General features: G+C 63.5%; 20 protein-coding genes. 15 read left to right on the top strand and 5 right to left on the bottom strand.

What is annotated here, in order from left to right; genetic code table 11:
• Positions 1 to 250: 250 nt before the first annotated feature.
• Positions 251 to 838: an acyloxyacyl hydrolase gene (locus tag FFS21_RS22620; RefSeq protein WP_249359564.1), complete on the top strand. Its 588-nt coding sequence runs from the start codon at positions 251 to 253 to the stop codon at positions 836 to 838.
• A gap of 24 nt (positions 839 to 862) precedes the next feature.
• On the opposite strand, the gene FFS21_RS22615 is transcribed toward FFS21_RS22620, so the two are convergent.
• On the bottom strand, positions 863 to 2,311 hold the full coding sequence (locus FFS21_RS22615) for an aminotransferase-like domain-containing protein (RefSeq protein WP_137926971.1): 1,449 nt from the start codon (positions 2,309 to 2,311) through the stop codon (positions 863 to 865).
• Positions 2,312 to 2,609: 298 nt separating this feature from the next.
• Between FFS21_RS22615 and aptA the strand changes: the two genes are divergently transcribed.
• The 3 genes from aptA to FFS21_RS22600 all read left to right on the top strand — a co-directional run bounded on the left by aptA (position 2,610) and on the right by FFS21_RS22600 (position 6,634).
• Positions 2,610 to 3,941 (top strand): omega-aminotransferase AptA, encoded by a 1,332-nt coding sequence (aptA, locus tag FFS21_RS22610; protein ID WP_137926970.1) that lies wholly within the window; start codon positions 2,610 to 2,612, stop codon positions 3,939 to 3,941.
• A 50-nt stretch (positions 3,942 to 3,991) separates the two neighbouring features.
• Positions 3,992 to 5,509, top strand: a complete 1,518-nt coding sequence (locus FFS21_RS22605) for a CoA-acylating methylmalonate-semialdehyde dehydrogenase (protein ID WP_137926969.1) — start codon at positions 3,992 to 3,994, stop codon at positions 5,507 to 5,509.
• A 282-nt stretch (positions 5,510 to 5,791) separates the two neighbouring features.
• Positions 5,792 to 6,634, top strand: a complete 843-nt coding sequence (locus tag FFS21_RS22600) for a hypothetical protein (protein ID WP_137926968.1) — start codon at positions 5,792 to 5,794, stop codon at positions 6,632 to 6,634.
• Positions 6,635 to 6,675: 41 nt separating this feature from the next.
• Here FFS21_RS22600 and FFS21_RS22595 read toward each other — a convergent pair whose 3' ends face one another.
• Positions 6,676 to 8,076 carry an aminotransferase-like domain-containing protein gene (locus FFS21_RS22595; RefSeq protein ID WP_137926967.1) on the bottom strand — a complete coding sequence of 467 codons (1,401 nt, stop codon included), beginning with the start codon at positions 8,074 to 8,076 and terminating at the stop codon, positions 6,676 to 6,678.
• Between the two features lie 185 nt (positions 8,077 to 8,261).
• Between FFS21_RS22595 and FFS21_RS22590 the strand changes: the two genes are divergently transcribed.
• The 4 genes from FFS21_RS22590 to FFS21_RS22575 all read left to right on the top strand — a co-directional run bounded on the left by FFS21_RS22590 (position 8,262) and on the right by FFS21_RS22575 (position 13,671).
• Positions 8,262 to 8,600: a DUF2917 domain-containing protein gene (locus FFS21_RS22590; protein WP_137926966.1), complete on the top strand. Its 339-nt coding sequence runs from the start codon at positions 8,262 to 8,264 to the stop codon at positions 8,598 to 8,600.
• A gap of 339 nt (positions 8,601 to 8,939) precedes the next feature.
• Positions 8,940 to 12,227 carry a fused isobutyryl-CoA mutase/GTPase IcmF gene (icmF, locus tag FFS21_RS22585; protein WP_137926965.1) on the top strand — a complete coding sequence of 1,096 codons (3,288 nt, stop codon included), beginning with the start codon at positions 8,940 to 8,942 and terminating at the stop codon, positions 12,225 to 12,227.
• Positions 12,228 to 12,327: 100 nt separating this feature from the next.
• Complete coding sequence (locus FFS21_RS22580; protein WP_137926964.1) at positions 12,328 to 12,765, top strand: HIT family protein; 438 nt, start codon at positions 12,328 to 12,330, stop codon at positions 12,763 to 12,765.
• Positions 12,766 to 12,816: 51 nt separating this feature from the next.
• The gene (locus tag FFS21_RS22575) at positions 12,817 to 13,671 is read left to right on the top strand and encodes a 3-hydroxybutyryl-CoA dehydrogenase (RefSeq protein WP_137926963.1); all 855 of its coding nucleotides are present in this window, start codon (positions 12,817 to 12,819) and stop codon (positions 13,669 to 13,671) included.
• A 180-nt stretch (positions 13,672 to 13,851) separates the two neighbouring features.
• Here FFS21_RS22575 and FFS21_RS22570 read toward each other — a convergent pair whose 3' ends face one another.
• Positions 13,852 to 14,532: a Crp/Fnr family transcriptional regulator gene (locus tag FFS21_RS22570; RefSeq protein WP_137926962.1), complete on the bottom strand. Its 681-nt coding sequence runs from the start codon at positions 14,530 to 14,532 to the stop codon at positions 13,852 to 13,854.
• Positions 14,533 to 14,769: 237 nt separating this feature from the next.
• Between FFS21_RS22570 and FFS21_RS22565 the strand changes: the two genes are divergently transcribed.
• The 7 genes from FFS21_RS22565 (at position 14,770) to FFS21_RS22535 (ending at position 23,386) form a co-directional block, all read left to right on the top strand.
• Positions 14,770 to 16,734 (top strand): AMP-dependent synthetase/ligase, encoded by a 1,965-nt coding sequence (locus tag FFS21_RS22565; RefSeq protein ID WP_137926961.1) that lies wholly within the window; start codon positions 14,770 to 14,772, stop codon positions 16,732 to 16,734.
• Between the two features lie 16 nt (positions 16,735 to 16,750).
• A complete protein-coding gene (locus tag FFS21_RS22560) occupies positions 16,751 to 17,698 on the top strand; it encodes an ABC transporter ATP-binding protein (RefSeq protein ID WP_137926960.1) in 948 nt (315 codons plus the stop codon).
• Between the two features lie 28 nt (positions 17,699 to 17,726).
• Positions 17,727 to 18,641: a branched-chain amino acid ABC transporter permease gene (locus FFS21_RS22555; protein ID WP_137926959.1), complete on the top strand. Its 915-nt coding sequence runs from the start codon at positions 17,727 to 17,729 to the stop codon at positions 18,639 to 18,641.
• A gap of 12 nt (positions 18,642 to 18,653) precedes the next feature.
• On the top strand, positions 18,654 to 19,730 hold the full coding sequence (locus FFS21_RS22550) for a branched-chain amino acid ABC transporter permease (RefSeq protein WP_137926958.1): 1,077 nt from the start codon (positions 18,654 to 18,656) through the stop codon (positions 19,728 to 19,730).
• A 52-nt stretch (positions 19,731 to 19,782) separates the two neighbouring features.
• A complete protein-coding gene (locus FFS21_RS22545) occupies positions 19,783 to 21,117 on the top strand; it encodes an ABC transporter substrate-binding protein (protein ID WP_137926957.1) in 1,335 nt (444 codons plus the stop codon).
• Positions 21,118 to 21,272: 155 nt separating this feature from the next.
• Entirely contained in the window at positions 21,273 to 22,088 is an 816-nt protein-coding gene (locus FFS21_RS22540; RefSeq protein ID WP_137926956.1) for an ABC transporter ATP-binding protein, read from the top strand.
• 47 nt (positions 22,089 to 22,135) lie between these two features.
• Positions 22,136 to 23,386, top strand: a complete 1,251-nt coding sequence (locus FFS21_RS22535; RefSeq protein WP_171020472.1) for a phenylacetate--CoA ligase family protein — start codon at positions 22,136 to 22,138, stop codon at positions 23,384 to 23,386.
• On the opposite strand, the gene FFS21_RS22530 is transcribed toward FFS21_RS22535, so the two are convergent.
• Positions 23,377 to 23,871, bottom strand: coding sequence for a YbaN family protein (locus FFS21_RS22530; RefSeq protein ID WP_237380011.1), 495 nt, complete (start codon positions 23,869 to 23,871; stop codon positions 23,377 to 23,379). The two genes, FFS21_RS22535 and FFS21_RS22530, sit on opposite strands and share 10 nt — an antisense overlap.
• A 36-nt stretch (positions 23,872 to 23,907) precedes the next feature.
• Positions 23,908 to 24,885, bottom strand: a complete 978-nt coding sequence (locus tag FFS21_RS22525; RefSeq protein WP_137926954.1) for an NAD(P)H-dependent flavin oxidoreductase — start codon at positions 24,883 to 24,885, stop codon at positions 23,908 to 23,910.
• Positions 24,886 to 24,976: the final 91 nt, after the last annotated feature.

The raw sequence follows: 24,976 nt of genomic DNA, 5'->3' as shown, positions 1-24,976 counted from the left end.
AAAATTCGTTCAAAAAATCCCCACCTGCTGTTCATACAAACAATGACGTACCGATTTATTGCAAGCTGCCTCGCTGTCTGGCTCGGCCTTTGTGTTGCCGCAGGCTGGCTGGTGGAGCGGCTCTGGGCCTGACCCGCGTTCCCCGCTGCCGAATGGAAGGGACGGGCGAGGGCGTGTCGAGTGCGTTGTTTTTCCGAGCCCTCTCTCTTCGATGCCTTTCAACATGAAGAAAGCACAACAAGAACGAAACATGTCTACTGCCCCACGTTCCCGCATGAAGCTCCTGGGCCGAACCGTGGCCGCTGCCGCATTGGTGGCGGGTGCCAGTTCGGCGGCCAGCGCCGAGGAGCTGGTGGGCTGGAAACACCCCGCCGTGCATGTGGCCTATGGCCGTGACACGAGCCATGATGTCAACAAGTACGAAGTCGGCATCAACTTCAACACGCCGATTCAGTATGGCAATCCGCAGGGCTGGCTGTTCCGCCTGCAGGCCGAAGTGAACCTGGCTGGCTGGGATACGCGTGGCGGCACCAACCAGCAGAATCTGGTCGAATTCGGTATTTCGCCAATCCTGCGCGTGGAAAAGCGCGGCGGCTACTTCGTGCCGTTCGTCGAGGGATCGGTAGGCCTGCGCGTGCTGAGCCACGCGGGCACGTCCGATGAACATCGGATGGGCAGTGCGTTCCAGTTCTCGGACATGCTCGGCGTAGGTGTGGGCTTCGGCAAGAACGCCGCCACCGAAGTGGGCTTCCGCTTCCAGCACATCTCCAATGCCGGGATCAAGGAACCCAACCCGGGCAGCAACTTCTATACGGGTTACGTGCGCTACCGCTTCTGAGCGCCTGCGCAGGACTGCCAGCCGTCAGGCGGCGCGGACCATCGCGGTCCCGCCGCTGCGGACGGCATCGAAGAACGCCCACAACTCGGGGGCGTCGCTGGTGGCCACGTTGAACCGGATCCACGGCGAGTCTGCTTCCGCTGGATCGAAATACGCGCCCGGCGCCAGCCAGATTCCGTGCTCCAGCGCCAGCGTGGCCAGGTGATTGCCGCTCACGGCGACGCCATCGTGCCCCGGCGCCAGTCGCGCCCATGTGAACATGCCGCCGTCGGGCCGCAGCATGATTTCCAGCCCATGCGCTTCCATTTTTTCCGACACGTGATCCTGTTGCGCGCGTAACCGTTCGGCCAGCGCCGCCACATGCCGCCCATAGTGGCCACTCGTCAGTACCGAATACACAAGCCGCTCGGTCACCTCCGACGAGGTCAGGCCCACCGCCATCTTGGTGCGCGCGAATGCCTTGGCAAGGTCAGGGCTGGCCGCCAGATAGCCCACGCGCAGCGACGGCGCGATCGTCTTCGAAAATCCGTTCACGTAGACCACTTGCGACAAGCCATCCATGGCCGCCAGCATCGGTGAGCCGGCGGGGGCGAGTTCGCGATAGATATCGTCTTCGACCACAAGCAGCCGATGCTGCTCGGCCAGTTGCAGCACGCGGAACGCGTTCATGCTGGTCAGGCTGGCGCCGGTGGGATTCTGCAGCACCGTGTTGACGAACAACGCACGGGGGCTGTGATGGCGAATGGCGTCTTCGAGCGCATCGGTGTCCAGACCCGCCGCGGTGCGCGGCACGCCAATGGCACGCAATCCGGCCAGCCGCAGGATCTGCAGCAGGTTGCAGTAGCAAGGGGCTTCCACGAGCACGGTATCGCCCGGTCGCAATAATGTGCGGACCACGAGGTCCAGTGCCTGCGTTGCGCCCTGCGTCAGCACTACCTGCTGCGACTGCACGGGCATGCCGTACTGGCTCAGATGCGTGGCGATGTGCTCGCGCAACGCGCCGAATCCGTAGGGGTGGCCATAGCCGGACACCTGCGCGGCCGGCACGCGCGATGCACTGCGCATGGCCTGGTGCAAGCCTTCCTCGTTGAGCCAGTCACCCGGCAGCCAGCCCGCGCCCGCCTTGATCGGCACGGAGTGATCGGCGAATACATCGGAGAGCAGCCACGCTGCGTTAAGTCCGGGCACCTCCCAGTGCGGCGCGCGTGCATGACCCGAAGGCGTGTGGCGATGGGCCACCGTGTAGCCCGAGCCGGGGCGCGCCGCCAGATAGCCCAATGCCGTCAGCCGGCCATAGGCTTCGGCCACCGTGAAGGTGCTGACGTTGTGCTGCTGCGCCAGACGCCGCACCGAAGGCAGCGCGGTGCCAGCACGCAGCGCGCGCTGATCGACCATGGCGGCGATGGCTGCCACGATCTGCTCGGTCAGGGTTTCACCGCCACGGCGGCTGCGGACAAGATTCAGGTTGAGCATGCGGCGCTCGGGAAAATCGAAACCTGTACAGTGTAATGGCTTGTGGCAGGCCGGGTGGCGATGGGGGAAATTTGACGCGCCGCAGCGTGAATCGGCTGTTTCATCGATGTAACAGCGGGTGTCGTGCAACTGCGGAGCCGGATTCGCCATGCGTTGCATCTGTACGGTCTGGGCATCTTGACCTGTACGGTCAGGCGGAGCCGTGGAGACCGTATATTCTTGAGTTCGGACCCCGCCGGTAGAGTTGCCCAATCCGTGGCATGCCGCCACGCCCCGCGCATTGCGAACAGGAGAAAGTATGGACGCCGCCAAGACCGTGATTCCCGATCTCGAAGCCTTGTGGATGCCCTTTACGGCCAATCGCCAGTACAAGAGCGCGCCGCGCCTGCTGGCGTCGGCCAACGGCATGTACTACACGACGCACGATGGCCGCGAGATCCTCGATGGCTGCGCCGGTCTGTGGTGCGTGGCGGCTGGTCATGCACGCAAGGAGATCGTGGAAGCCATCGCGCAGCAGGCGGCCACGCTGGACTACGCGCCGCCGTTCCAGATGGGGCATCCGCTTGAATTCGAAGCAGCGACCAAGGTGGCGGCGCTGATGCCGAAGGGGCTGGATCGCATCTTCTTCACGAACTCGGGTTCGGAATCGGTCGATACGGCGCTGAAGATCGCGCTGGCCTATCACCGCGCTCGCGGCGAAGGCACGCGCACGCGCATCATCGGCCGCGAGCGCGGCTATCACGGCGTGGGCTTTGGCGGCCTGGGCGTGGGCGGCATCGGCCCGAACCGCAAGATGTGGTCGGCCAACGTGATGCCCGGCACCGATCACCTGCCGGCCACGCTGAACATCGCCGAGGCGGCGTTCTCGAAGGGCCAGCCGCAATGGGGCGCGCATCTCGCCGATGAACTGGAGCGTCTGGTGGCGCTGCACGATGCATCGAACATTGCCGCCGTGATCGTCGAACCGATGGCAGGTTCCGCTGGCGTGCTGATCCCGCCCGTGGGCTATCTGGAAAAGCTGCGCGAGATCACGAGCAAGCACGGCATCCTGCTGATCTTCGACGAGGTCATCACGGCATTCGGCCGTCTTGGCGCGGCCACCGCTGCCGAGCGCCTGAAGGTCACGCCGGACCTGATCACGATGGCCAAGGCCATCAACAATGCCGCCGTGCCGATGGGTGCCGTGGCCGTGCGCCGCGAGGTGCACGACGCCGTGGTCAATGCCGCGCCGCAGGGTGGCATCGAACTGCCGCACGGCTACACGTACTCGGGCCATCCGCTGGCCATGGCCGCGTGTATCGCCACGCTCGACCTCTACAAGCGCGACAAGCTGTTCGAACGCGCTGCGGAGATGGCACCGAAGTTCGAGGCTGCCGTGCATGGCCTGCGCGATGCGCCGCACGTGAAGGACATTCGCAACCTCGGCATGGTGGCGGGCGTGGAACTGGAATCGCGTCCCGGCGCACCGGGTGCGCGCGCCTACGAGGCGTTCCTGAAGTGCTTCGAACTGGGCGTGCTGGTACGCTACACCGGCGACATCCTGGCGTTCTCGCCGCCGCTGATCATTTCCGAGGCCGAGATCGACAAGTTGTTCGACACCGTGAAGCAGGCGCTGCAGAGCATCCAGTAAGACCTGCCCGCAAGAACGGCACACCCCGAGACACCGAGAGGAAGACCGCAGTGAACATCGCAGAAAACCGGCAGATCGCCGAAATCCACCACTACATCGGCGGCACCGTGCAGCGCGCCGCCACCGATCGCTTTGCCGATGTGTTCAACCCGGCCACCGGCGACGTGGCCGCACGCGTGGCCATGGGCACCGCCGACGATGTGGCGGCAGCCGTGGCCGCAGCCAAGGCCGCCTGGCCTGCCTGGGCAGAAATGCCGCCGCTGCGCCGCGCGCGCATCCTCTTCAAGTTCAAGGAACTGCTGGACCGCCATCACGACGATCTGGCCGCGCTGATCACGCGCGAGCACGGCAAGGTGTTCTCGGATGCCAAGGGCGAAGTCACGCGCGGCATCGAAGTGGTGGAGTTTGCCTGCGGCATTCCCAACCTGCTCAAGACCGACTTCACCGACAACATTGGCGGTGGCATCGACAACTGGAATCTGCGCCAGCCGCTGGGCGTGGTGGCCGGCATCACGCCGTTCAACTTCCCGGTGATGGTGCCGATGTGGATGTTCCCGGTGGCGCTGGCCTGCGGCAACACGTTCGTGCTGAAGCCGTCTGAGCGTGACCCGTCGCCAAGCCTGCTGATCGCCGATCTTCTCAAGCAGGCAGGTCTGCCTGATGGCGTGTTCAACGTCGTGCAGGGCGACAAGACCGCTGTCGATGCGCTGCTAGCGCATCCCGATGTGCAGGCGCTGTCGTTCGTCGGCTCCACGCCGATCGCCGAGTACATCTACACGGAAGGCACAAAGCACGGCAAGCGCGTGCAGGCACTGGGCGGTGCGAAGAACCACCTCGTGGTCATGCCGGATGCGGATCTCGATCAGGCGGTGGATGCACTGATCGGTGCTGCGTACGGCTCCGCAGGTGAGCGCTGCATGGCGATCTCGGTGGCCGTGGCGGTTGGCGATGTGGCCGACAAGCTCGTGCCGCGACTGGCCGAGCGCGCTGCCGCGCTGAAGATCCGCAACGGCATGGAAGACGATGCCGAGATGGGCCCGCTGGTGACGGCCGCGCACAAGGCCAAGGTCGAGGGCTACATCGCCCGCGGCGTGGCCGAGGGCGCCAAGCTGGTGACCGATGGTCGCGGCCACAAGGTGGACGGCCACGACAACGGCTTCTTTGTCGGCGGCACGCTGTTCGACAACGTGAAGCCGGACATGACGATCTACAAGGAAGAGATCTTCGGTCCGGTGCTGTCGGTGGTGCGCGTGCATGACTTTGCCGAAGCCGTATCGCTGATCAACGCGCACGAGTTCGGCAACGGCGTGTCTTGCTACACCAGCGACGGCGGCATCGCCCGCGCCTTCGCGCGCCAGATCCAGGTCGGCATGGTCGGCATCAACGTACCGATTCCGGTGCCGATGGCGTGGCACTCGTTCGGCGGCTGGAAGCGCTCGCTGTTCGGCGATCACCACGCGTACGGCGAAGAAGGCGTGCGCTTCTACACACGCTACAAGAGCGTGATGCAACGCTGGCCGGACAGCATCGCGAAGGGTGCCGAATTTACGATGCCGGTGGCGAAGTAATCCTTCCCCCTCTCGCTGAAAAGGCGCTCCTTGATGGAGCGCTTTTTTTGTTGCCGTCGTTGCCAATTGCCTCAGATTGCAATCCCCGGCGTTGCGTTTGACGCGCCTCAAGCTCCTGCGGTTGCTCCATCGCTACGCTTGCGCGGCCCGTCCATGGCGATCACTGATCGACCCTGGCGGCAAGGGGAATCCTTTCCCATCGTACGGCGCCGGATCTGCCGTAACTCCCCCGGCCACGATGTTCCGCGCCCTGCGTGCGAGGGAAATTATTGGGAATGCAACGTGAAGCTTGAAGCAAAGGTAATGCGCCTGGGCGCGGTGGCGCTGTGCGCAATGGCGCTGGTGGCTTGCGGTGGTGGCGACGACGGTCCGGGAACGACGATTACCAGTGGCCCGTCGGGCGGTACATCGAGCGGTACATCGAGCGGTACATCGGGTGGTACGCAGCCAGCGTCGAGCGTGGTGGTGGGCGCGGTGGAAGCATCGTTCGTGGAAGGCAGCGATGCCCGCTTCGCGGCGGTCGGACTCGATACGCGGGTTGGCGCGCTGGGTGGCGCGAAGCAGGCCGCGAATGGCACATTCCCCGCGCTGAGCACGTACAGCACGAGCAGCGGTGGCGTCGGTGGCATTGCGGGCAACGCGTCCTTTGCGATGGGCAACTGGGTCGGCAAGGTCCAGGATAGCGATGGGAACAGGGAAGTCTCGACGCCGAATGGCGTGTCCTACGCCGTGTTCAACCGCCCGGCGCAGGCCAAGGCCGATGGCACGCTGACGTGCACGCCGCACATCACCTCGCCGCGAACTGCAAGGGGCAAGGGCGAGACGATGGCAGGCACGTCGACGATGACCATCGCCGATGGCGTGATTTCCGTGAGCGCCAACCTGGTCCTGACGCAGGTAGACGGCAATGCGACGCCGGTCACGTTCAACCACACATTCACGATGATCGGGGGCACAACCTTCGTGGGCATGATGACCAGCACGCCCACCAGGCCGATCGAATACACGTTGAGCATCGGCGACGGTGTGGGCGATGGCCATATCGTCGTGATGCCATGGCGCCTGAACGCAGCGGCTGGCGTGCAGCACGGCATGACGGTCCTGGAGTGCAAGCGTCCGACATAAGGGCACAGTCCCTCCTTCCATGAAGAGGGAGGGACGTCAGGTTACCGGTTGCCCGCTTCGTCGAAGAACGCGCGCGAGCGGGCATCGCCGGCATAGGCCGAGTTGATGCGCACCCAGGCCGAAGTCTCGCCACCGGGGCGGAAGAAATGTCCCGGCGCCAGCGAGATGCCATAGCGTTCGGCCATCGTCACGATCTCGCGCGAGTCCTCGATGCCGCGTGGCCGTGCCCACAGGAAGTTGCCACCGGCCGGCTCGCAGAACACTTCCCAGTTGTACTGGTCGAGAATCTTCACCGCATCGGCCGTCACCTCGCGCGTGCGCACGCGCAACCGTTCCACATATTTGCGATAGGCGCCGCGCTCCAGCATCGTCGCGGTCACCGCTTCCGCAAAGTGCGATCCCGCCACGCTCGTCAGCACCTTCACATCGATCAGGTCCTTGATCAGCGTCTTGTCGGCCACGACATAACCCACGCGCAGCGCGGCAGACACCGTCTTCGAGAATCCGCCGATGTAGATCACGTGTTCGAGCTGGTCGAGCGTGGCCAGGCGATCCGTGAAGTTGAGCTGGAAGTCCGAGAAGATATCGTCTTCCACGAATCGGAAGTTGTGCTTGCGCGCGAGTTCGAGCAGGCGGAACGCGACGGGCGGCGCGAGTGTGGAGCCCGTGGGATTCTGCAGGATGCTGTTGGTGAAGAACAGCTTGGGCTTGTGCTCGCGCAGCAGGCGCTCGCACGCTTCCGGGTCGGGACCGTTCGGCGTGTGCGGCACACCAACGAGTTGCACGCCATGCATGCGCAGCAGGCCGAACAGGTTGTAGTAACCGGGATCTTCGACGAAGACCGTATCGCCCGGCTTCAGCAGATGGCGCACGATCAGGTCGAGTGCCTGGCTCGCACCCGAGGTGATCAGCACCTGCGACAGATCGGCCTGCACACCCACCTGACGCACGCGCGTCAGCACGTGCTTGCGTAGTTCCGGATGGCCGAGCGGCGTGGCGTAGTGGATCACGCTGTCGATGTCGTGGCGCGTGATATGGCGGATGGCCTGCGTCAGTCCTTCCACATCGCGCCATTCCTCGGGCACGAAGCCGCCCGCGAGTTTCAGCGTGCCGCTGGGATGGTGGAACTGGTCGATGATGTGCAGCGACAGATCTTCGGCGAGGCTCGGGTCCGACCAGCCGCGTCCGCTGCGACCGGCCAGCGCGCTCTCGGCCACATAGAAGCCCGACCCCTGGCGCGAATCGACCAAGCCTTGCGAGACCAGACGGTCATAGGCTTCGATCACGGGAAAGCGGCTGATGCCGTGTTCGGCAGCCAGTGCGCGAATCGAAGGCAGGCGCGCGCCCGGCGTGGCTTCGCGGGACGAGATCCACGACTTCACGCCGAGCACGATCTGCTCGGTGAGCGGCACGCCGGTGGAGGGGTCGAGAATGAGCTTCATTGGAGCGGGGGCAGGGGGCACTGGCGAGCAACTGTCAGTAAAAACTACTGAACAGTACTTCGAAAACTGTTCGGAACTGTGCATGGGATTGTAGTGCGCGCCGTGGATAAATACAGCCATGGCGCAGCGCCCCCTCGGCTTTCCATGACAGGCCACGCAGCGCCGGGCACCTTAAGGAGACGCCCATGCGTGAACTCAGGACATTCGAACTCGACGATCCCGGCCAGCCAGTGAGCTGGCGCGCCCGCCACGGCCAAAGCGTGACCGCGCTCGAAGGTCGACTCTGGCTGACCGTGGAAGGTCAACTGGCCGATATCTGGCTGAAGCCGGGCGATACCCGCGCGCTGACCGAAGGTGACCGTGTGTGGCTGTCCGCGGAAACCGATGTCGCGCGATTCCTGCTGACCGAAGTGCCGGCGCCATGGTCGATGCGCCGCGCCGTGTTCATTGCTCGCCAACTGGCGCGCCGCTGGAACGCGCGCAAGACCGATGCGTTTGGCGATTGCCCGCAAGCCAGCGCCTGAAACGCTTCTACTTCTACCGTTCTCCTGGGATCCGGAGCCGCACGCATCACCTTCGCCGACCTCCCGCGGCGCGGGCGCGGTCTCCGGGCCCTTCTCCTTTCCTCCTCGTTTCTCGTCGGTCTTTCCTGAATCCCGTCGCCGTGCCACGATGATGTGGAAGCGTTTGACGTCATCCGTAGCATCGATCGGTGCTTACCCGCGCCCCTCGACTTACGTTAACGTAAACGTCATATAATCGTCCGGCCCCAGTGAGTGCGGTCGTCAGAACCGCAGACGTGTCGTGCTACGCACACGTCAGCCGCAAGCGGGCAGCCAGCCACATAACGAGCGGTGGAGACAATGACTGATCTTTCCGATGTGAGCAGGACAGCGGCCGCCCATTCCAAGGCGACCGCAGGCAGCGGCCCGGCCAACAAGGTGCGTTTTGTCACCGCCGCGTCGCTGTTCGACGGCCACGATGCGTCGATCAACATCATGCGGCGCATCCTCCAGTCCCATGGCTGCGAGGTGATTCACCTGGGCCACAACCGGTCTGTGCATGAGGTGGTGACTGCCGCGCTGCAGGAAGACGTGCAGGGGATTGCCATCTCCAGCTACCAGGGCGGCCACGTCGAATACTTCAAGTACATGATCGATCTGCTGCGCGAGCACGGCGGCGAGCACATCCAGGTGTTCGGCGGCGGCGGCGGCGTGATCGTGCCCGAAGAAATCCGCGAGTTGCAGGCGTACGGCGTGGCGCGCATCTACAGCCCCGAGGACGGCCAGCGGATGGGCCTGATGGGCATGATTGCCGATATGGTGCAGCGTTGCGATATCGACCTCACGCGTTACGCGCCGTCCACGCTCGATGCCGTGGCCGCAGGTGATCGTCGCGCACTCGCACAACTGATTACCGCGCTGGAGAACGGACAGGCTGCGCCGGCGCTGGTAAGTGCACTGCACGACCGCGCCAAGACCGCCACCACGCCGGTGCTCGGTATCACGGGCACGGGTGGCGCCGGCAAATCGTCGCTGACCGATGAACTGATCCGTCGCTTCCGGCTCGATCAGCAGGATGCGTTGTCGATTGCCGTGATCTCCATCGATCCGTCGCGCCGCAAGTCGGGTGGCGCGCTGCTCGGCGATCGCATCCGCATGAACGCGATCAACCATTCGCAGATCTTCATGCGCTCGCTCGCCACGCGCGAGGCGGGTTCTGAAATCTCGCAGGCATTGCCTGATGTGATCGCCGCATGCAAGGCCGCATCGTTCGATCTGGTGATCGTGGAAACGTCGGGCATCGGGCAGGGCGATGCCGCCATCGTGCCGCACGTGGACCTGTCGCTGTACGTGATGACGCCGGAGTTTGGCGCGGCGAGCCAGCTGGAGAAGATCGACATGCTCGACTTCGCCGATTTCGTCGCCATCAACAAGTTCGATCGCAAGGGCGCACAAGATGCATGGCGCGACGTGGCCAAGCAGGTGCTGCGCAATCGCGAGCAATGGCATAGCAAGGCCGAGGACATGCCGGTCTACGGCACGCAGGCATCGCGCTTCAACGATGATGGCGTGACCATGCTCTATCAGGGACTGGCCGAGGCACTGGCCGCGCGCGGGCTCGTTTTCAAGACTGGCGTGTTGCCGAAGTTGCCGGGCCGCATCTCCACCGGCCAGAACGTGATCGTGCCGCCCGCGCGTGGCCGCTATCTGGCCGAGCTGGCCGATACCGTGCGTGGCTATCATCGTCGCGTGGCGGCCCAGAGCCGTACGGCGCGCGAACGTCAGCAACTGCGTGCGGCGCACAGCATGCTCAAGGCGTCGAACAATGATGCCGATGGTCAGGCGCTCGAATCGCTCGCCACGGAACGCGATGCCGCGCTCGGTGCCGTAGAGCGCAAGCTGCTGGCGATGTGGCCGCAGATGCAGGATGCGTACAGCGGCGACGAGTACGTGGTCAAAATCCGCGACAAGGAAATCCGCACGGGTTTGATCACCACGACGCTCTCTGGAACGAAGATCCGCAAGGTGGTGCTGCCGCGCTTCGAGGACGATGGTGAAGTGCTGAAGTGGCTGATGCGCGAGAACGTGCCCGGCAGTTTCCCGTACACCGCTGGCGTGTTCGCATTCAAGCGCGAGGGCGAAGACCCCACGCGCATGTTCGCGGGCGAGGGCGATGCGTTCCGCACCAATCGCCGCTTCAAGCTCGTATCGGAAGGCATGGACGCCAAGCGGCTCTCCACCGCATTCGATTCGGTCACGCTCTACGGCGAAGACCCGCACGAGCGCCCGGACATCTACGGCAAGGTGGGCAATTCGGGCGTGTCGATTGCCACGCTCGACGACATGAAGGTGCTCTATGACGGCTTCGACCTGACGAGCCCCAGCACGTCGGTATCGATGACGATCAACGGCCCCGCGCCGACGATCCTCGCGATGTTCATGAACACTGCCATCGATCAGCAACTCGACAAGTTCCGCGCCGATAACAAGCGCGAGCCCACTGCCGACGAGGAAGCGAAAATTCGCGCGTGGGTGCTGCAAAACGTGCGCGGTACGGTGCAGGCGGACATCCTCAAGGAAGATCAGGGCCAGAACACCTGCATCTTCTCGACGGAGTTTTCGCTGAAGGTGATGGGCGATATCCAGGAGTACTTTGTCCACCATCAGGTGCGCAATTTCTACTCGGTGTCGATCTCGGGATATCACATCGCCGAGGCCGGTGCGAACCCGGTATCGCAACTCGCATTCACGCTGGCGAATGGCTTCACGTATGTGGAGGCCTACCTCGCGCGCGGCATGCATATCGATGACTTCGCGCCGAACCTGTCGTTCTTCTTCTCGAACGGCATGGACCCCGAGTACAGCGTGCTGGGCCGCGTGGCACGCCGCATCTGGGCCGTGACGATGCGCGACAAGTACGGTGCCAACGAGCGTAGCCAGAAGCTCAAGTACCACATCCAGACATCGGGCCGTTCGCTGCACGCGCAGGAGATCGACTTCAACGATATCCGCACCACGCTGCAGGCGCTGATCGCGATCTACGACAACTGCAACTCGCTGCACACCAATGCGTATGACGAGGCCATCACCACGCCCACGGCGGAGTCCGTGCGCCGCGCGCTGGCCATCCAGTTGATCATCAATCGTGAATGGGGCGTGGCCAAGTGCGAGAACCCGAACCAGGGCAGCTTCCTGATCGAGGAATTGACGGACTTGGTGGAAGAAGCCGTGCTGCAGGAGTTCGAACGTATCGCCGAACGCGGCGGCGTGCTCGGGGCGATGGAGACGGGCTACCAGCGCGGCAAGATCCAGGAGGAATCGCTGTACTACGAGCAACTCAAGCACGACGGTACGCTGCCGATCATCGGCGTGAACACGTTCCGCAATCCGAATGGAGATCCCACGCCGCAGACGCTGGAGCTTGCGCGATCAAGCGATGAAGAGAAACAGAGTCAGTTGACCCGCCTGGCGGAATTTCAGGGCGGCCATTCGGCAGATGCATCGGCGATGCTCGACCGCCTGCGCCAGACGGTGATCGACAACGGCAATGTATTCGCCGTGCTGATGGACGCTGTGCGCGTGTGCTCGCTGGGGCAGATCACGCATGCGCTGTTCGAGGTTGGCGGTCAGTATCGACGCAATATGTAGGCTTGCCAGAGCATCGGAAGGCTGTGCAGGTGGTTCACGCGGCGGGGCGCTGGGGATACACTCAGCGTTTCCGCAAGCGTGCATCCATTAGACAATCACCATGCAAGCCGAGTACGACAGCAACAACATCTTTGCCCGCATCCTGCGCGGCGAACTTCCCTGCTTCAAGGTCTATGAGGACGCCGATACCATCGCGTTCATGGACATCATGCCGCAATCCGACGGCCACACGCTGGTGGTGCCGAAGGAGCCGGCGGTGGACATCTTCGGTTTGTCCGAAGCCGGTGCAGCGGCCGCCATCCGCGCCACGCAGATCGTGGCCCGCGCGGTGCGCGAAACGTTTGCGCCCGATGGCGTGGTGATCAGCCAGTTCAACGGCGCGGCTGCAGGGCAGACCGTGCCGCATGTGCATTTCCACATCGTGCCGCGCTACGCGGACCAGTCGCTGCGCGGTCACGCGCGCGACCAGCAGAAGATGGAAGTGCTCAAGGCGCATGCCGAACGCGTGGCGGCCACGCTGGCGAAGCAGGGCGCCTGAATCGGCATCGAATGGAATCGATTGATATCTGACAAACAAAGGAAGCGAGACATGGCAATCAGGACAGTGGGTATCGTAGGGGCGGGCACGATGGGCAACGGTATTGCGCAGGCATGCGCGGTGTCCGGCCTCGACGTGGTGATGGTGGATATCAGCGACGCAGCGGTGCAGAAGGGCATCGCGACCGTGGCGGGCAGCCTGGATCGTTTGATCAAGAAGGAAAAGGCCACCGAGGCCGACAAGGCTGCGGCGCTGTCGCGCATCCAGGGCAGCACGGCGTATGAAGATCTGAAGCGCGCCGATATCGTGATCGAGGCCGCTACCGAGAACTACGATCTCAAGGTCAAGATCCTCAAGCAGATCGACAGCATCGTGGGCCCGGACGTAATCATCGCGTCGAACACCTCGTCGATCTCGATCACGAAGCTCGCTGCGGTGACGCAACGCGCGGATCGTTTCATCGGCATGCACTTCTTCAACCCGGTGCCGATGATGGCGCTGGTGGAACTGATCCGCGGCCTGCAAACCAGCGACGCCGCGCACGCCGACGTGGAAGCCCTGTCGAAGCAACTCGGCAAGTACCCGATCACGGTGAAGAACAGCCCTGGCTTCGTGGTCAACCGCATCCTCTGCCCGATGATCAACGAGGCGTTCTGCGTGCTGGGTGAAGGCCTGGCATCGCCCGAGGAAATCGACGAAGGCATGAAGCTCGGCTGCAACCATCCGATCGGTCCGCTGGCGCTTGCCGACATGATTGGTCTGGATACGATGCTGGCGGTGATGGAGGTGCTCTACACCGAGTTTGCCGATCCGAAGTATCGTCCGGCGATGTTGATGCGCGAGATGGTGGCGGCTGGGTATTTGGGTAGGAAGACTGGGCGGGGGGTGTACGTTTATAGCAAGTAAGACCTGACTATCCCACTCGGTTTTCTCCCCTCTCCCGCGAGCGGGAGAGGGGCGGGGGAGAGGGCCAGCAGTTCAAATTGCGACAAGTCGGCAAGCAGAGCCTCTAGCCCTCTCCCCCAACCCCTCTCCCGCAAGGCGGGAGAGGGGAGCTAAGGACCGGAAACCAGCAGGGGAAAATAATCACTCCCCATACTGCCGCAACCCCTCCAGATCCAGCACCACGATCACCCCGTAGTCCACCCGCACCAGCCCCTGCTGCTCCAGCACCTTCAGTGCCTGATTCGCGCGTTGCCGCGAAATCCCCGCGAGCAGTCCAATCTCTTCCTGCGAAATCTCGATCGTATTGCCCAGGCTCGGATACAGGTGTTCGTTGAACAGCGATGACACCGCGCGTGCCACGCGCGAATCGATATCAAGCAGGCGTTCGTATTCCACGGCCGCGATGAATTGTCCGAGCCGCTCGTTGAACTGCATCAGCAGGAAGCGCGTGAAGGGCAGGCTGGTATCCAGCAACCACTGAAAAGTGTCGCGCGGCACAAAGGCGATGCGTGAGCGGCGCAAGGCCATCACGTCGTATTTGCGGATTTCGGATTTCAGGACGGCGCCTTCCCCAAACCAGCCGCCGGTGGGGACGCCCGTGAAGGTGACCGACTTGCCCGAGGGGGACACCGTGGTGATCTTGACGATGCCTTCGACCACGCCGAGCCAGTGCTCGGCCATTTCACCCTTGTGACAGACGTAGTCGCCTTGTGCGTACTCGCGCACCGTAGTCACGCGTTTGACACGCTCGCGTTGCTCGGGGCTGAGGTCGACCGCCCAGGCGCAGCGGTCGATGAAGTCGTGGCTTGAAGCGGCAGGCATCGGGCTCCCGTAGGGATTAACCCGGAATTGTCGCCGGCGCGACAACCCGGTCAGATGGCATCGGCTATCTTACGATCACACGGAACCGGCCCTGCCACCAGATCCTCACCCGACCAGGCAGGCGAGACACGCAGCAGGCGGTGCGGCAACGACGCAAAACGCCCAGTATAGCGACCGGTCAGGCGGCTTGATACCCGGCATGGCACCTACGCCATTCGCAGGGGAGAGGAGACAGCGATGCAGGAATCGTCGGCAACGACCTTCCCGCGATGGCTGCAGGCGCATGCCTCGCAGCGGCCCGACCATCCGGCCCATCGTGAGAAGGATCTCGGCATCTGGCAGACATACAGCTGGTCGCAGGCTGCGCGTGAAGTGCGTGCGCTGGCGTGCGGGCTGGCCGCGCTCGGCTTTCGGCGTGGCATGAACCTGGCCGTGGTGGGTGACAACCGTCCGCGCCTGTATTGGTCGATGACTGCCGCACAGGCGCTAGGCGGCGTGCCCGTGCCGCTCTACCAGGACGCCATCGCCAACGAAATGGTGTACGTGCTCGAAGACGCCGAAATCGAATTCGCCATCGTCGAGGATCAGGAGCAGGTGGACAAGCTGCTCGAAGTGGAACCGCAACTGGCGCAGCACGGCCGCGCGGTGCGCTACGTGATCTACGAAGATCCGCGCGGGCTGCGCGACTACGATCATCCGTCGCTGCTTTCGTACGAACGCGTGCAGGAGATTGGCCGCGAGTACGATCAGGCGAACCCCGGCTTCTACGATGCAGAGATTGCGCAGGGCGCGCCCGATGACACCGCGATCATCCTCTATACATCAGGCACCACGGGCAAGCCCAAGGGCGTGTGCCACTCGCATGCGGGCCTGATCGGCGCGGCGCGCAACGGCTGCCAGTTCGATGGACTCGGTCCGAATGACGATGTGCTGTCCTATCTGCCGATGGCGTGGGTGGGCGACAACCTGTTCTCGTATGCGCAGGCGATGGTGGCCGGTTTCACGGTCAACTGTCCTGAATCGCGCGAGACCGTGATGACCGATCTGCGCGAGATCGGCCCGACCTATTACTTCGCCCCGCCGCGCATCTATGAAGGGTTGCTCACGCAAGTGATGATCCGCATGGAAGACGCGGGATGGATCAAGCGCCGCCTGTTCGGCTGGGCGATGAACGTGGCGCGTCGCTGCGGCGCGGACATCCTCGACAAACGCCCCGTGCCGATGATGGATCGGTTGCGTTATGCGATGGGCGAAGTGCTTGTCTATGGCCCGCTGCGCAACGTGCTCGGCATGAGCCGCATCCGCGTGGGCTACACGGCAGGCGAGGCGATTGGCCCTGACCTGTTCCGCTTCTATCGCTCCATCGGCATCAACCTCAAGCAGTTCTACGGCCAGACCGAGACCTGCGCGTATGTGTGCTTACAGCCCGATGGCAATGTGAAGTTCGATTCCGTAGGTCCGGCCGCGCCGGGCATGGAGATCCGCATTGCCGATAACGGCGAGGTGCTGGTGCGTGGCGTGGGCCTGCTCAAGTCCTACTACAAGCGCGACGACGCCACGCGCGAGGCCATCAACGACGACGGCTATTTCATGACTGGCGACGCTGGCGTGATCGATGCCGATGGGCACCTGAAAATCATCGATCGCGCCAAGGATGTGGGCAAGCTGGCCGATGGCTCGATGTTCGCGCCCAAGTACATCGAGAACAAGCTCAAGTTCTTTCCGTACATCAAGGAGGCCGTGGCCTTCGGTACGGATCGCGATCGTGTGTGCGCGTTCATCAATATCGATTTCGATGCAGTGGGCAACTGGGCCGAGCGCCGGCACCTGGCCTATGCCGGCTATGTCGATCTGGCCAGTCAGCCCGACGTGATTGCGATGATCGCCGAGTGCGTGGAGCAGGTGAATGCCGACCTAGCGAACGATGCGATGCTGGCGGGTTCGCAGGTGGCGCGCTTCCTGATCCTGCACAAGGAACTGGACCCCGATGACGACGAACTGACGCGGACGCGCAAGGTGCGACGCGGCTTTATCGCGGAGAAATACGGCGTGCTGGTGGATGCGCTGTTCGCCGGACGCGCCGAGCAGTTTATCGATACGCGCGTGAAGTTCGAGGATGGCCGCGAAGGCAGTGTGTCGGCCACGCTGAAGCTGATGGATGCCAAGCGTTTCCCGCCAGCCGGCGGCGCGCGTGCGGCGTGATGGACGGAGGCAAAGCATGACCGCAACCCCTACAGCGTGGCAGGGTGGCATGGCGCGCGTGGATGCCACGGGAACGATGGTGGCGCCCGGCGCACTGGCTCATCCCACGCATCCCGAGAGTGGCGCTGCTGCACACGACGCGCCGCGCACCGGCGACTCGCATGGTCCCGAAGGCACCGCGCGTACGCATACACGTGGCGACGTGATCCTCGATCTGCAGAACATCTCGCTGTCGTTTGGCGGTGTGAAGGCGCTGACCGATATCTCGTTCGATGTCTGCGAGCACGAGATCCGCGCCATCATCGGGCCGAACGGTGCGGGCAAGAGTTCGATGCTGAACGTGATCAACGGCGTGTATCACCCGCAACAAGGCCGCATCGTGTTTCGCGGGCAGGAGCGGCGGCAGATGCATCCCACGGCGGCGGCGCGGCAAGGCATTGCGCGCACGTTCCAGAACATCGCGCTGTTCAAGGGCATGACCGTGCTCGACAACATCATGACGGGCCGCAACACGCAGTTCCGCACGGGCGTGTTCGCGCATGCGCTGTGGTGGGGACCGGCGCGCGCAGAGGAAATGCAGCATCGCCGCAAGGTTGAAGAGGTAATCGACTTTCTCGAAATCCAGGCGATCCGCAAGACACCGGTGGGACGTCTGCCGTACGGCTTGCAGAAGCGCGTGGAACTGGCGCGCGCGCTGGCGGCCGAGCCGTCGATGCTGCTCCTGGACGAGCCGATGGCCGGCATGAACGTGGAAGAGAAGCAGGACATGTGCCGCTTCATCCTCGACGTGAACCAGCAGTTCGGCACCACCATCGTGCTGATCGAACACGACATGGGCGTGGTCATGGATATCTCCGATCGCGTGGTCGTGCTCGACTACGGCAAGAAGATCGGCGATGGCACGCCGGAAGAGGTCAAGTCGAATCCCGACGTGATCCGCGCCTACCTCGGCACGTCGCACTGAGCGCGACGCTAACACGCAGGAACTGACGATGACGTTCTTCTTCGAAATCCTGATTGGCGGGCTGCTCTCCGGGCTGATGTACTCGCTCGTGGCGCTGGGCTTCGTGCTGATCTACAAGGCGTCCGGCGTGTTCAACTTCGCGCAGGGCGCGATGGTGTACTTCGCCGCACTGGCCGTGGTGGGCCTCATGGACAAGGGCATGCCGATGTGGGCGGCGGTGATTGGCGCGTTCGTGGTCATGATCATCGTGGGCATGACCACCGAACGCTTCGTGCTGCGCAAGCTGGTCAATCAACCACCGATCACGCTGTTCATGGCGACCATCGGGTTGTCGTTCTTTCTCGAAGGATTGGGACCGCTGCTGTTCGGCAACGAAGTGCGGCCGATCCAGCTCGGCATCGTCGACGAACCCATCGAATCGATCCTGACGAACTTCAACATCGTGCTGTCCAAGTTCGATCTGGCCGCTGCGGGGATTGCCGCTGTGCTGGTGGCCGGGCTCGCACTGTTCTTCCAGTACACCAAGGTGGGCCGCGCGCTGCGCGCCGTGGCCGACGATCACCAGGCCGCGCTGTCGCTGGGCATTCCGCTGCAGAACATCTGGGCGATTGTGTGGGGCGTGGCCGGCTTTGTCGCTTTGGTGGCGGGCATGCTCTGGGGCTCGCGCAACGGCGTGCAGTTTGCGCTGACGCTGACCGCGTTGAAGGCGTTGCCGGTGCTGATCCTCGGTGGCTTCACGTCGGTGCCCGGCGCCATCGTGGGCGGCCTGATCATCGGCGCGTCGGAGAAGCTGGCCGAGATCTACATTCCGCCCGTGTTCCAGTCGATGTTCGGCGGGAACTTCGGTGGGATCGAGGGATGGTTCCCTTATGTGTTTGCGTTGCTGTTTCTGCTCGTCAGGCCCGAGGGGCTTTTCGGGGAGAAGCATATCGATCGCGTCTGACGGAGGCCCATCATGCTCTATCGCGAGTCCGGCCAGTTCAAGACGAGCTACGTTGCCGATAGCCAGATCTTCCCGATCCGGCAGGATCGCATCATCTTCGGATTGCTGATGGTGGTGGCGTTTGTCGTCATCCCGTTCGTCGGCACCGAATACTGGCTCAGTGCCATCCTGATTCCATTCCTGATCTTTTCGCTGGCAGCGCTGGGACTCAACATCCTGACCGGCTACGCCGGGCAACTCTCGCTCGGCACTGCGGCGTTCATGGCTGTGGGTGCGTACGCGGCCTATAACTTTCAGCTACGCATCGAAGGCATTCCGGTGCTGCTGACGTTCATCCTCGCAGGACTCTCTGCAGCTTTGGTGGGTGTGGCCTTCGGGCTACCGTCGCTGCGGATCAAAGGTTTCTATCTCGCCGTGGCCACGCTGGCCGCACAGTTCTTCGTGGTGTGGGCGCTGACCAAGTTTCCCTGGTTCTCGAACAACAGTTCGTCGGGCGTGATCACGGCGCAGCGGCTGGACCTGTTCGGCATGCAGATCGATACGCCGGTGAAGAAGTACCTGTTCGTGCTCGCGCTGGTGACGGTGCTCGCGCTGCTGGCGAAGAACCTCGTGCGCTCGGCAACGGGCCGTGCATGGATGGCCGTGCGCGATATGGATGTGGCGGCGGAAGTCATCGGCATTCCGCTGATGCGCACCAAGCTGCTGGCGTTCGCGGTCAGCTCGTTCTATTGCGGCGTGGCCGGTGCGCTCTATGCGTTCTGCTATCTCGGATCGGTGGAGCCGGATGGCTTCTCGCTGGACCTGTCGTTCCGCATCCTGTTCATGATCATCATCGGCGGCGTGGGCAGCATTCTTGGCTCGTTCCTGGGTGCTGCGTTCATCCTGCTGCTGCCGATCTTTCTCGACAACACGCTCCCCGGGCTGGCGGCGCTGCTGCACCTGCCGTTCACGAATGCCACGGTGTCGCATATCCAGCTCATGGTGTTCGGTGGGTTGATCATCTTCTTCCTGATCGTGGAGCCGCATGGGCTGGCGCGTTTGTGGCAGATCGCGAAGGAGAAACTCAGACTCTGGCCGTTCCCGCACTAGCCCATAACCGTCGTACCGATAACTACACCCGACCGAGGTGAAGGAGACTGTCATGACCGTATTTCAAAACGTGCAGCGCGCCGCCCTGGTGGTCAGCGTCGCGGCTGCCCTGCTGGCGCCTTCGCTGCCGGCACTTGCGCACGCCAACGATCAGTTCGTGGCGCTGCCTAGCTATCGCGTCGGGCCGTATGGTGCCAACGGGCAATCGTTCTACGGCGGCTTTGTGGACTACCTGAACTACGTCAACCTCAAGGACAACGGGGTGAATGGCGTGAAGCTGTCTTGGGAAGAGTGCGAGACCGAGTACAACAACGCCAAGGGCGTGGAGTGCTACGAGCGGCTCAAGGCCAAGAACGCCACGAGCAAGGGCACGGCGTATCACACGATGTCCACGGGCATCTCGTACGCACTGGTCGACAAGACCGCCGCTGACAAGGTGCCGCTGGTGATGATGGGCTACGGCCGCACCGACGCCGTGGATGGCTCGGTCTTCCCGTATGCATTCCCGCTCGTCACCACGTACCAGATGCAGGCATCGGCCATCGTCAAGTTCCTGGCGTCGAAGAGCGGCGGGTCGCTGGCCGGCAAGAAGATCGTCTACCTGTATCACGACTCGGCATATGGCAAGGAACCGATTGTCGCAATGCAGGCCGAAGCCCGCCTGAACAAGTTCAACCTCGTCGAGATTCCGGTGGCGCACCCCGGCAACGAGCAGGGCGCGCAGTGGTTGAAGATCCGTCAGGAGAATCCGGACTACGTGGTGTTCTGGGGCTGGGGTGTGATGAACCAGACCGCGCTGAAGGCCGCGCAGAAGGTGGGTTATCCGCGCGACAAGATGATTGGCTCGTGGTGGGCTGGCTCGGAGGAAGACACCGTGCCGGCGGGTGATGCCGCCAAGGGCTATATGAGCGCGACGTGGAACGTGGCAGGCAAGAACGTGCCGCTGATCGGCGATATCGAGAAGGTCGTGTATGGCGCCGGCAAGGGCAACATGCAGGACAAGAACAAGGTGGGCTCGATCCTCTACAACCGTGGCGTGTCTGCTGCCGTGGTCACCGTGGAAGCCGTACGCGTGGCGCAGGAGAAATTTGGCAAGGGCAAGGTCATGACTGGCGACCAGATGCGCTGGGCGTTCGAGAACCTGAACGTCACGAATGCACGTCTGCAACAACTGGGCGCCACGGGCCTGCTGCCCGAGATCAAGACGAGTTGCGACAACCACGAGGGATCGGGCAAGGTGAAGATCCAGCAGTGGGACGGTGCGAAGTGGGTGGTGGTCTCCGACTGGATCGAAGGCAACAAGAGCCTGATCCACCCGCTGTTCAAGGCCAACGCCGCGCAGTACGCGAAGGAGAAGGGGATCACGCCGGCTTGTGTGAAGTCGTAAGTCAGTTCCCCTCTCCCGCACGCGGGAGAGGGGTTAGGGGAGAGGGCCAGCGGTTCAAATTGCGAACTGTCTGTGATTGCACCGCCCGCCCTCTCCCCCGCCCCTCTCCCGCCTTGCGGGAGAGGGGAGCAAACACACGCATCGGGACAAGGAAAATGACCCTCCTCTCCGTCAACAACATCGAAGTCATCTACGATCACGTGATCCTGGTGCTCAAGGGTGTGTCGCTCGATGTGCCCGAGGGACGCATTGTCGCGCTGCTGGGTGCCAACGGCGCGGGCAAGACCACCACGCTCAAGGCGATCTCGAACCTGCTGCATGCGGAGCGCGGCGACGTCACCAAGGGATCGATCGAGTACAAGGGCCAGCGCGTGGACCAGCTCACGCCGAATGACCTCGTCAAGCGTGGCGTGATCCAGGTGATGGAAGGGCGCCACTGCTTCGCGCACCTCAGCATCGAGGAAAACCTGCTGACGGGTGCCTACACGCGGGGTCTCTCGCGCGGCGAGACGCGCGACGAGCTGGAGAGGATCTACGGCTACTTTCCGCGCCTGAAGACCCGGCGTAAATCGCAGGCGGGCTACACCTCGGGTGGCGAACAGCAGATGTGTGCGATTGGCCGCGCGATGATGGCCAAGCCGTCGATGATCCTGCTCGATGAGCCGTCGATGGGCCTGGCGCCGCAGATCGTCGAGGAGATCTTCGAGATCGTGCGCGACCTGAACACGCGCGAAGGCGTCAGCTTCCTGCTGGCCGAACAGAACACGATGGTGGCGCTGCGCCATGCGGACTACGGCTACATCCTTGAGAACGGCCGCGTGGTGATGGATGGCGATGCCGAATCGCTGCGCACCAACGAGGATGTCAAGGAGTTCTATCTCGGCGTGGCTGCCAACGATGCCGAAGGCAGCGCGCGCAAATCGTTCCGCGACGTCAAGAGCTACCGCCGGCGCAAGCGCTGGCTGGCCTGATACCGCTTACCGCTCCACATCCAATTTCGCCAGGGATGGCTGCCATCATGGGTGACTATTTCGATTCGCTGGAAACGCGTGCGCCTGCGGAGCGCGAGGCATCGCTGCTCGCGGCGGTGTCGCGACAGGTGGCGCATGCACAATCGCACGCGCCGTACTTTGCCGAGATCCTCTGCGATATCGATGCGCGCGAGATCAGCACACGCGCCGCGCTCGCCAGTCTGCCGGTCACGCGCAAATCCGAACTGACTGCGCGGCAACGTGGCGCGCCGCCGCTGGGCGGACTCAATGCCACGCCAATCGGCGCGTTGAAGCATGTGTTCCAGTCGCCGGGGCCGATCCACGAGCCCGATGGTTTCTCCGCCGACTGGTGGCGCACCGCGCGCGCGATGTTCGCAGCAGGATTCCGCGCGGGCGAACTCGTCTACAACACGTTCTCGTATCACTTCACGCCCGCCGGCATGATGATGGAATCGGGTGCGCATCGGCTGGGTTGCTGTGTGTTCCCGGCAGGCGTGGGCCAGACCGAGTCGCAGGTGCAGGCGCTCGCAAGTCTGCAACCCTCGGCTTATGCGGGCACGCCATCGTTCCTGAAGCTGCTGATCGAACGCGGCGAGGAACTGGGGCAACCGTGCGCGAGCCTTTCCAAGGCGCTGGTATCGGGCGAAGCCTGTCCGCCGACCTTGCGTGCATGGTTGCGCGATCACGGCGTCACGGCGCGGCAGATGTACGGCACGGCGGACGTGGGCCTGATCGCGTACGAAACCGAAGGCGGCGATGGCTGGGTAGTCGATGAAGGCGTGCTCGTCGAGATCGTCGAGCCGGGCGGCACGCAGCCGATGCCGGAGGGCGAGGTGGGCGAGGTGGTGGTGACGGTGCTCGGCAACGGCGACTATCCGCTGATTCGCTTTGGCACGGGCGATCTCTCCGCCATCGTCGCCGATTCGTGGGCGCAAGCGAGTCCGTGTGGCCGTACCAATATCCGCCTCAAGGGATGGCTGGGCCGCGCCGACCAGACCACCAAGGTCAAGGGCATGTTCGTGCATCCGGGTCAGGTCGCAGACGTCGTGCGGCGCCATCCCGAGATTCGCGCTGCACGACTCGTCGTCACGGGGACGGTCGGCGCGGACACGATGACACTGCATTGCGATGCCACGCGTCACGACGAAGCCCTCGCACGGGCCGTGGCGGAATCGATACGCGACGTCTTGCGGCTACGCGGCGAGGTGAATTTTGTTGCGGAGGGATCGCTGCCGCAGGACGGCAAGACGATCGAGGATGCGCGCCGCTACGACTGAGAGGACTGATCGCCAACGCTGGCGGGGACATCCGGTTGCGGATACCCGCCGCGTGGCCGTGTGGGCAGGCGGATCATCCAGATCGAGACCGCAGCGCCGATCGCCAGCAGCGTGAGCGATGACACGGGCCGTGCGCGCAGCAGATACGCCGTGGTGCCCATCGACAGCCACATCATCGAGAGTGCCAGGCACTTGGCGCGCAGCGGAATGCTGCGATGGGCCTGCCAGTCGCGCACGAGCGGCCCGAACCGTTCGTGCGTGATCAGCCAGTTGTGGAATTTCTCGGAACCGCGCGCAAAGCACGCGGCGGCCAGCAGCACGAAAGGCGTGGTCGGCAGCAAGGGCAGGAAGATGCCGATGAAGCCGAGCACAAGGCTGATGACGCCGAGCGTGACCCAGAACGCGCGAATCACGCGCTCCCGGTGCGAAAGCGTACCGGGCAGGTCGGCGGGGCCGATCGGTTGGTCTGGGTCGGTGGAAGGCAACGTTGGATGGCGAGGGGCGCAGGGCGCGAAACGCCCTTATGCTACCAGCCCCAGCCGGGCACGTGCCGCATCGTACTCGGCCTTCATGCGCGCCACGATCTCGCCAGCGGTGGGGATATCGCTGATCTGGCCCACGCCCTGGCCGGCGCCCCAGATGTCTTTCCAAGCCTTGGCCTTCGACGCACCGCTCGAAAAATCCATCTTGGTCTTGTCGGCGACGGGCAGGTTTTCTGGATCGAGGCCGGAATTCAGGATGCTCTCGCGGATGTAGTTGCCATGCACGCCCGTGAACAGGTTCGTGTAGACGATGTCCGAGGCGGCGGAGCCGATGATCGACTGCTTGTACTCGGCACTCGCATGGCCTTCCTGCGAGGCGATAAAACGCGTGCCCACGTAGGCGAAATCGGCGCCCATGGCCTGCGCGGCCAGCACGGCGTCACCGGTAGCGATGGAACCCGACAGCGCGATGGGGCCGTCGAAGATCTTGCGCACTTCGCCCACCAGCGCAAACGGCGACAGCGTACCCGCGTGACCCCCGGCACCCGCTGCCACCAGGATCAGCCCATCCACGCCAGCTTCGATGGCCTTCTCGGCATGGCGGATGCTGATCACGTCATGCAGCACGATGCCGCCATAGCTGTGTACCGCGTCGATCATTTCCTTTACCGGCGCACGCAGCGACGTGATGAAAACCGGCACCTTGTGCTCCACGCACAGCCGCACATCCTGCTCCAGCCGCGCGTTCGATGCATGCACGATCTGGTTCACCGCCACCGGCCCCACCGGCTTGCCAGGATTGGCCGCCTTGAATGCGTCCAGTTCTTCCTCGATCTGCGTCAGCCACTCGCCCAGCAACTCGGCCGGCCGCGCATTGAGCGCCGGAAACGAACCGACGATACCGGCCTTGCACTGTGCCAGCACCAGCTCCGGGTAACTGACGATGAACATCGGCGATGCGATGACAGGCAGAGCCAGGTTCTGCAATGCGGCTGGAATATGTTTGGCGCCGGGCATGAAGTCTCCTCGAATGATGGGTACGTTGTCGGTGAACTGAACGATCGTTCGATTATAGGGAGTTTCGGATGGCGTGGCGGCGGGGGCGGGT

It is taken from the genome of Cupriavidus sp. 2SB, assembly GCF_005503625.1.
Classification (GTDB): Bacteria; Pseudomonadota; Gammaproteobacteria; order Burkholderiales; family Burkholderiaceae; genus Cupriavidus.
The sequence above is the reverse complement of the archived record's forward strand: the minus strand, read 5'-3'. Positions and strand labels throughout refer to the sequence as shown.

Excerpts from the sequence above, each read along its gene's own strand:
- FFS21_RS22620 (WP_249359564.1), top strand. The coding sequence starts at position 251 with ATGTCTACTGCCCCACGTTCCCGCATGAAGCTCCTGGGCCGAACCGTG.
- FFS21_RS22615 (WP_137926971.1), bottom strand. The coding sequence starts at position 2,311 with ATGCTCAACCTGAATCTTGTCCGCAGCCGCCGTGGCGGTGAAACCCTG.
- aptA (WP_137926970.1), top strand. The coding sequence starts at position 2,610 with ATGGACGCCGCCAAGACCGTGATTCCCGATCTCGAAGCCTTGTGGATG.
- FFS21_RS22595 (WP_137926967.1), bottom strand. The coding sequence starts at position 8,076 with ATGAAGCTCATTCTCGACCCCTCCACCGGCGTGCCGCTCACCGAGCAG.
- FFS21_RS22590 (WP_137926966.1), top strand. The coding sequence starts at position 8,262 with ATGCGTGAACTCAGGACATTCGAACTCGACGATCCCGGCCAGCCAGTG.
- icmF (WP_137926965.1), top strand. The coding sequence starts at position 8,940 with ATGACTGATCTTTCCGATGTGAGCAGGACAGCGGCCGCCCATTCCAAG.
- FFS21_RS22580 (WP_137926964.1), top strand. The coding sequence starts at position 12,328 with ATGCAAGCCGAGTACGACAGCAACAACATCTTTGCCCGCATCCTGCGC.
- FFS21_RS22575 (WP_137926963.1), top strand. The coding sequence starts at position 12,817 with ATGGCAATCAGGACAGTGGGTATCGTAGGGGCGGGCACGATGGGCAAC.
- FFS21_RS22570 (WP_137926962.1), bottom strand. The coding sequence starts at position 14,532 with ATGCCTGCCGCTTCAAGCCACGACTTCATCGACCGCTGCGCCTGGGCG.
- FFS21_RS22565 (WP_137926961.1), top strand. The coding sequence starts at position 14,770 with ATGCAGGAATCGTCGGCAACGACCTTCCCGCGATGGCTGCAGGCGCAT.
- FFS21_RS22560 (WP_137926960.1), top strand. The coding sequence starts at position 16,751 with ATGACCGCAACCCCTACAGCGTGGCAGGGTGGCATGGCGCGCGTGGAT.
- FFS21_RS22555 (WP_137926959.1), top strand. The coding sequence starts at position 17,727 with ATGACGTTCTTCTTCGAAATCCTGATTGGCGGGCTGCTCTCCGGGCTG.
- FFS21_RS22550 (WP_137926958.1), top strand. The coding sequence starts at position 18,654 with ATGCTCTATCGCGAGTCCGGCCAGTTCAAGACGAGCTACGTTGCCGAT.
- FFS21_RS22545 (WP_137926957.1), top strand. The coding sequence starts at position 19,783 with ATGACCGTATTTCAAAACGTGCAGCGCGCCGCCCTGGTGGTCAGCGTC.
- FFS21_RS22540 (WP_137926956.1), top strand. The coding sequence starts at position 21,273 with ATGACCCTCCTCTCCGTCAACAACATCGAAGTCATCTACGATCACGTG.
- FFS21_RS22535 (WP_171020472.1), top strand. The coding sequence starts at position 22,136 with ATGGGTGACTATTTCGATTCGCTGGAAACGCGTGCGCCTGCGGAGCGC.
- FFS21_RS22525 (WP_137926954.1), bottom strand. The coding sequence starts at position 24,885 with ATGCCCGGCGCCAAACATATTCCAGCCGCATTGCAGAACCTGGCTCTG.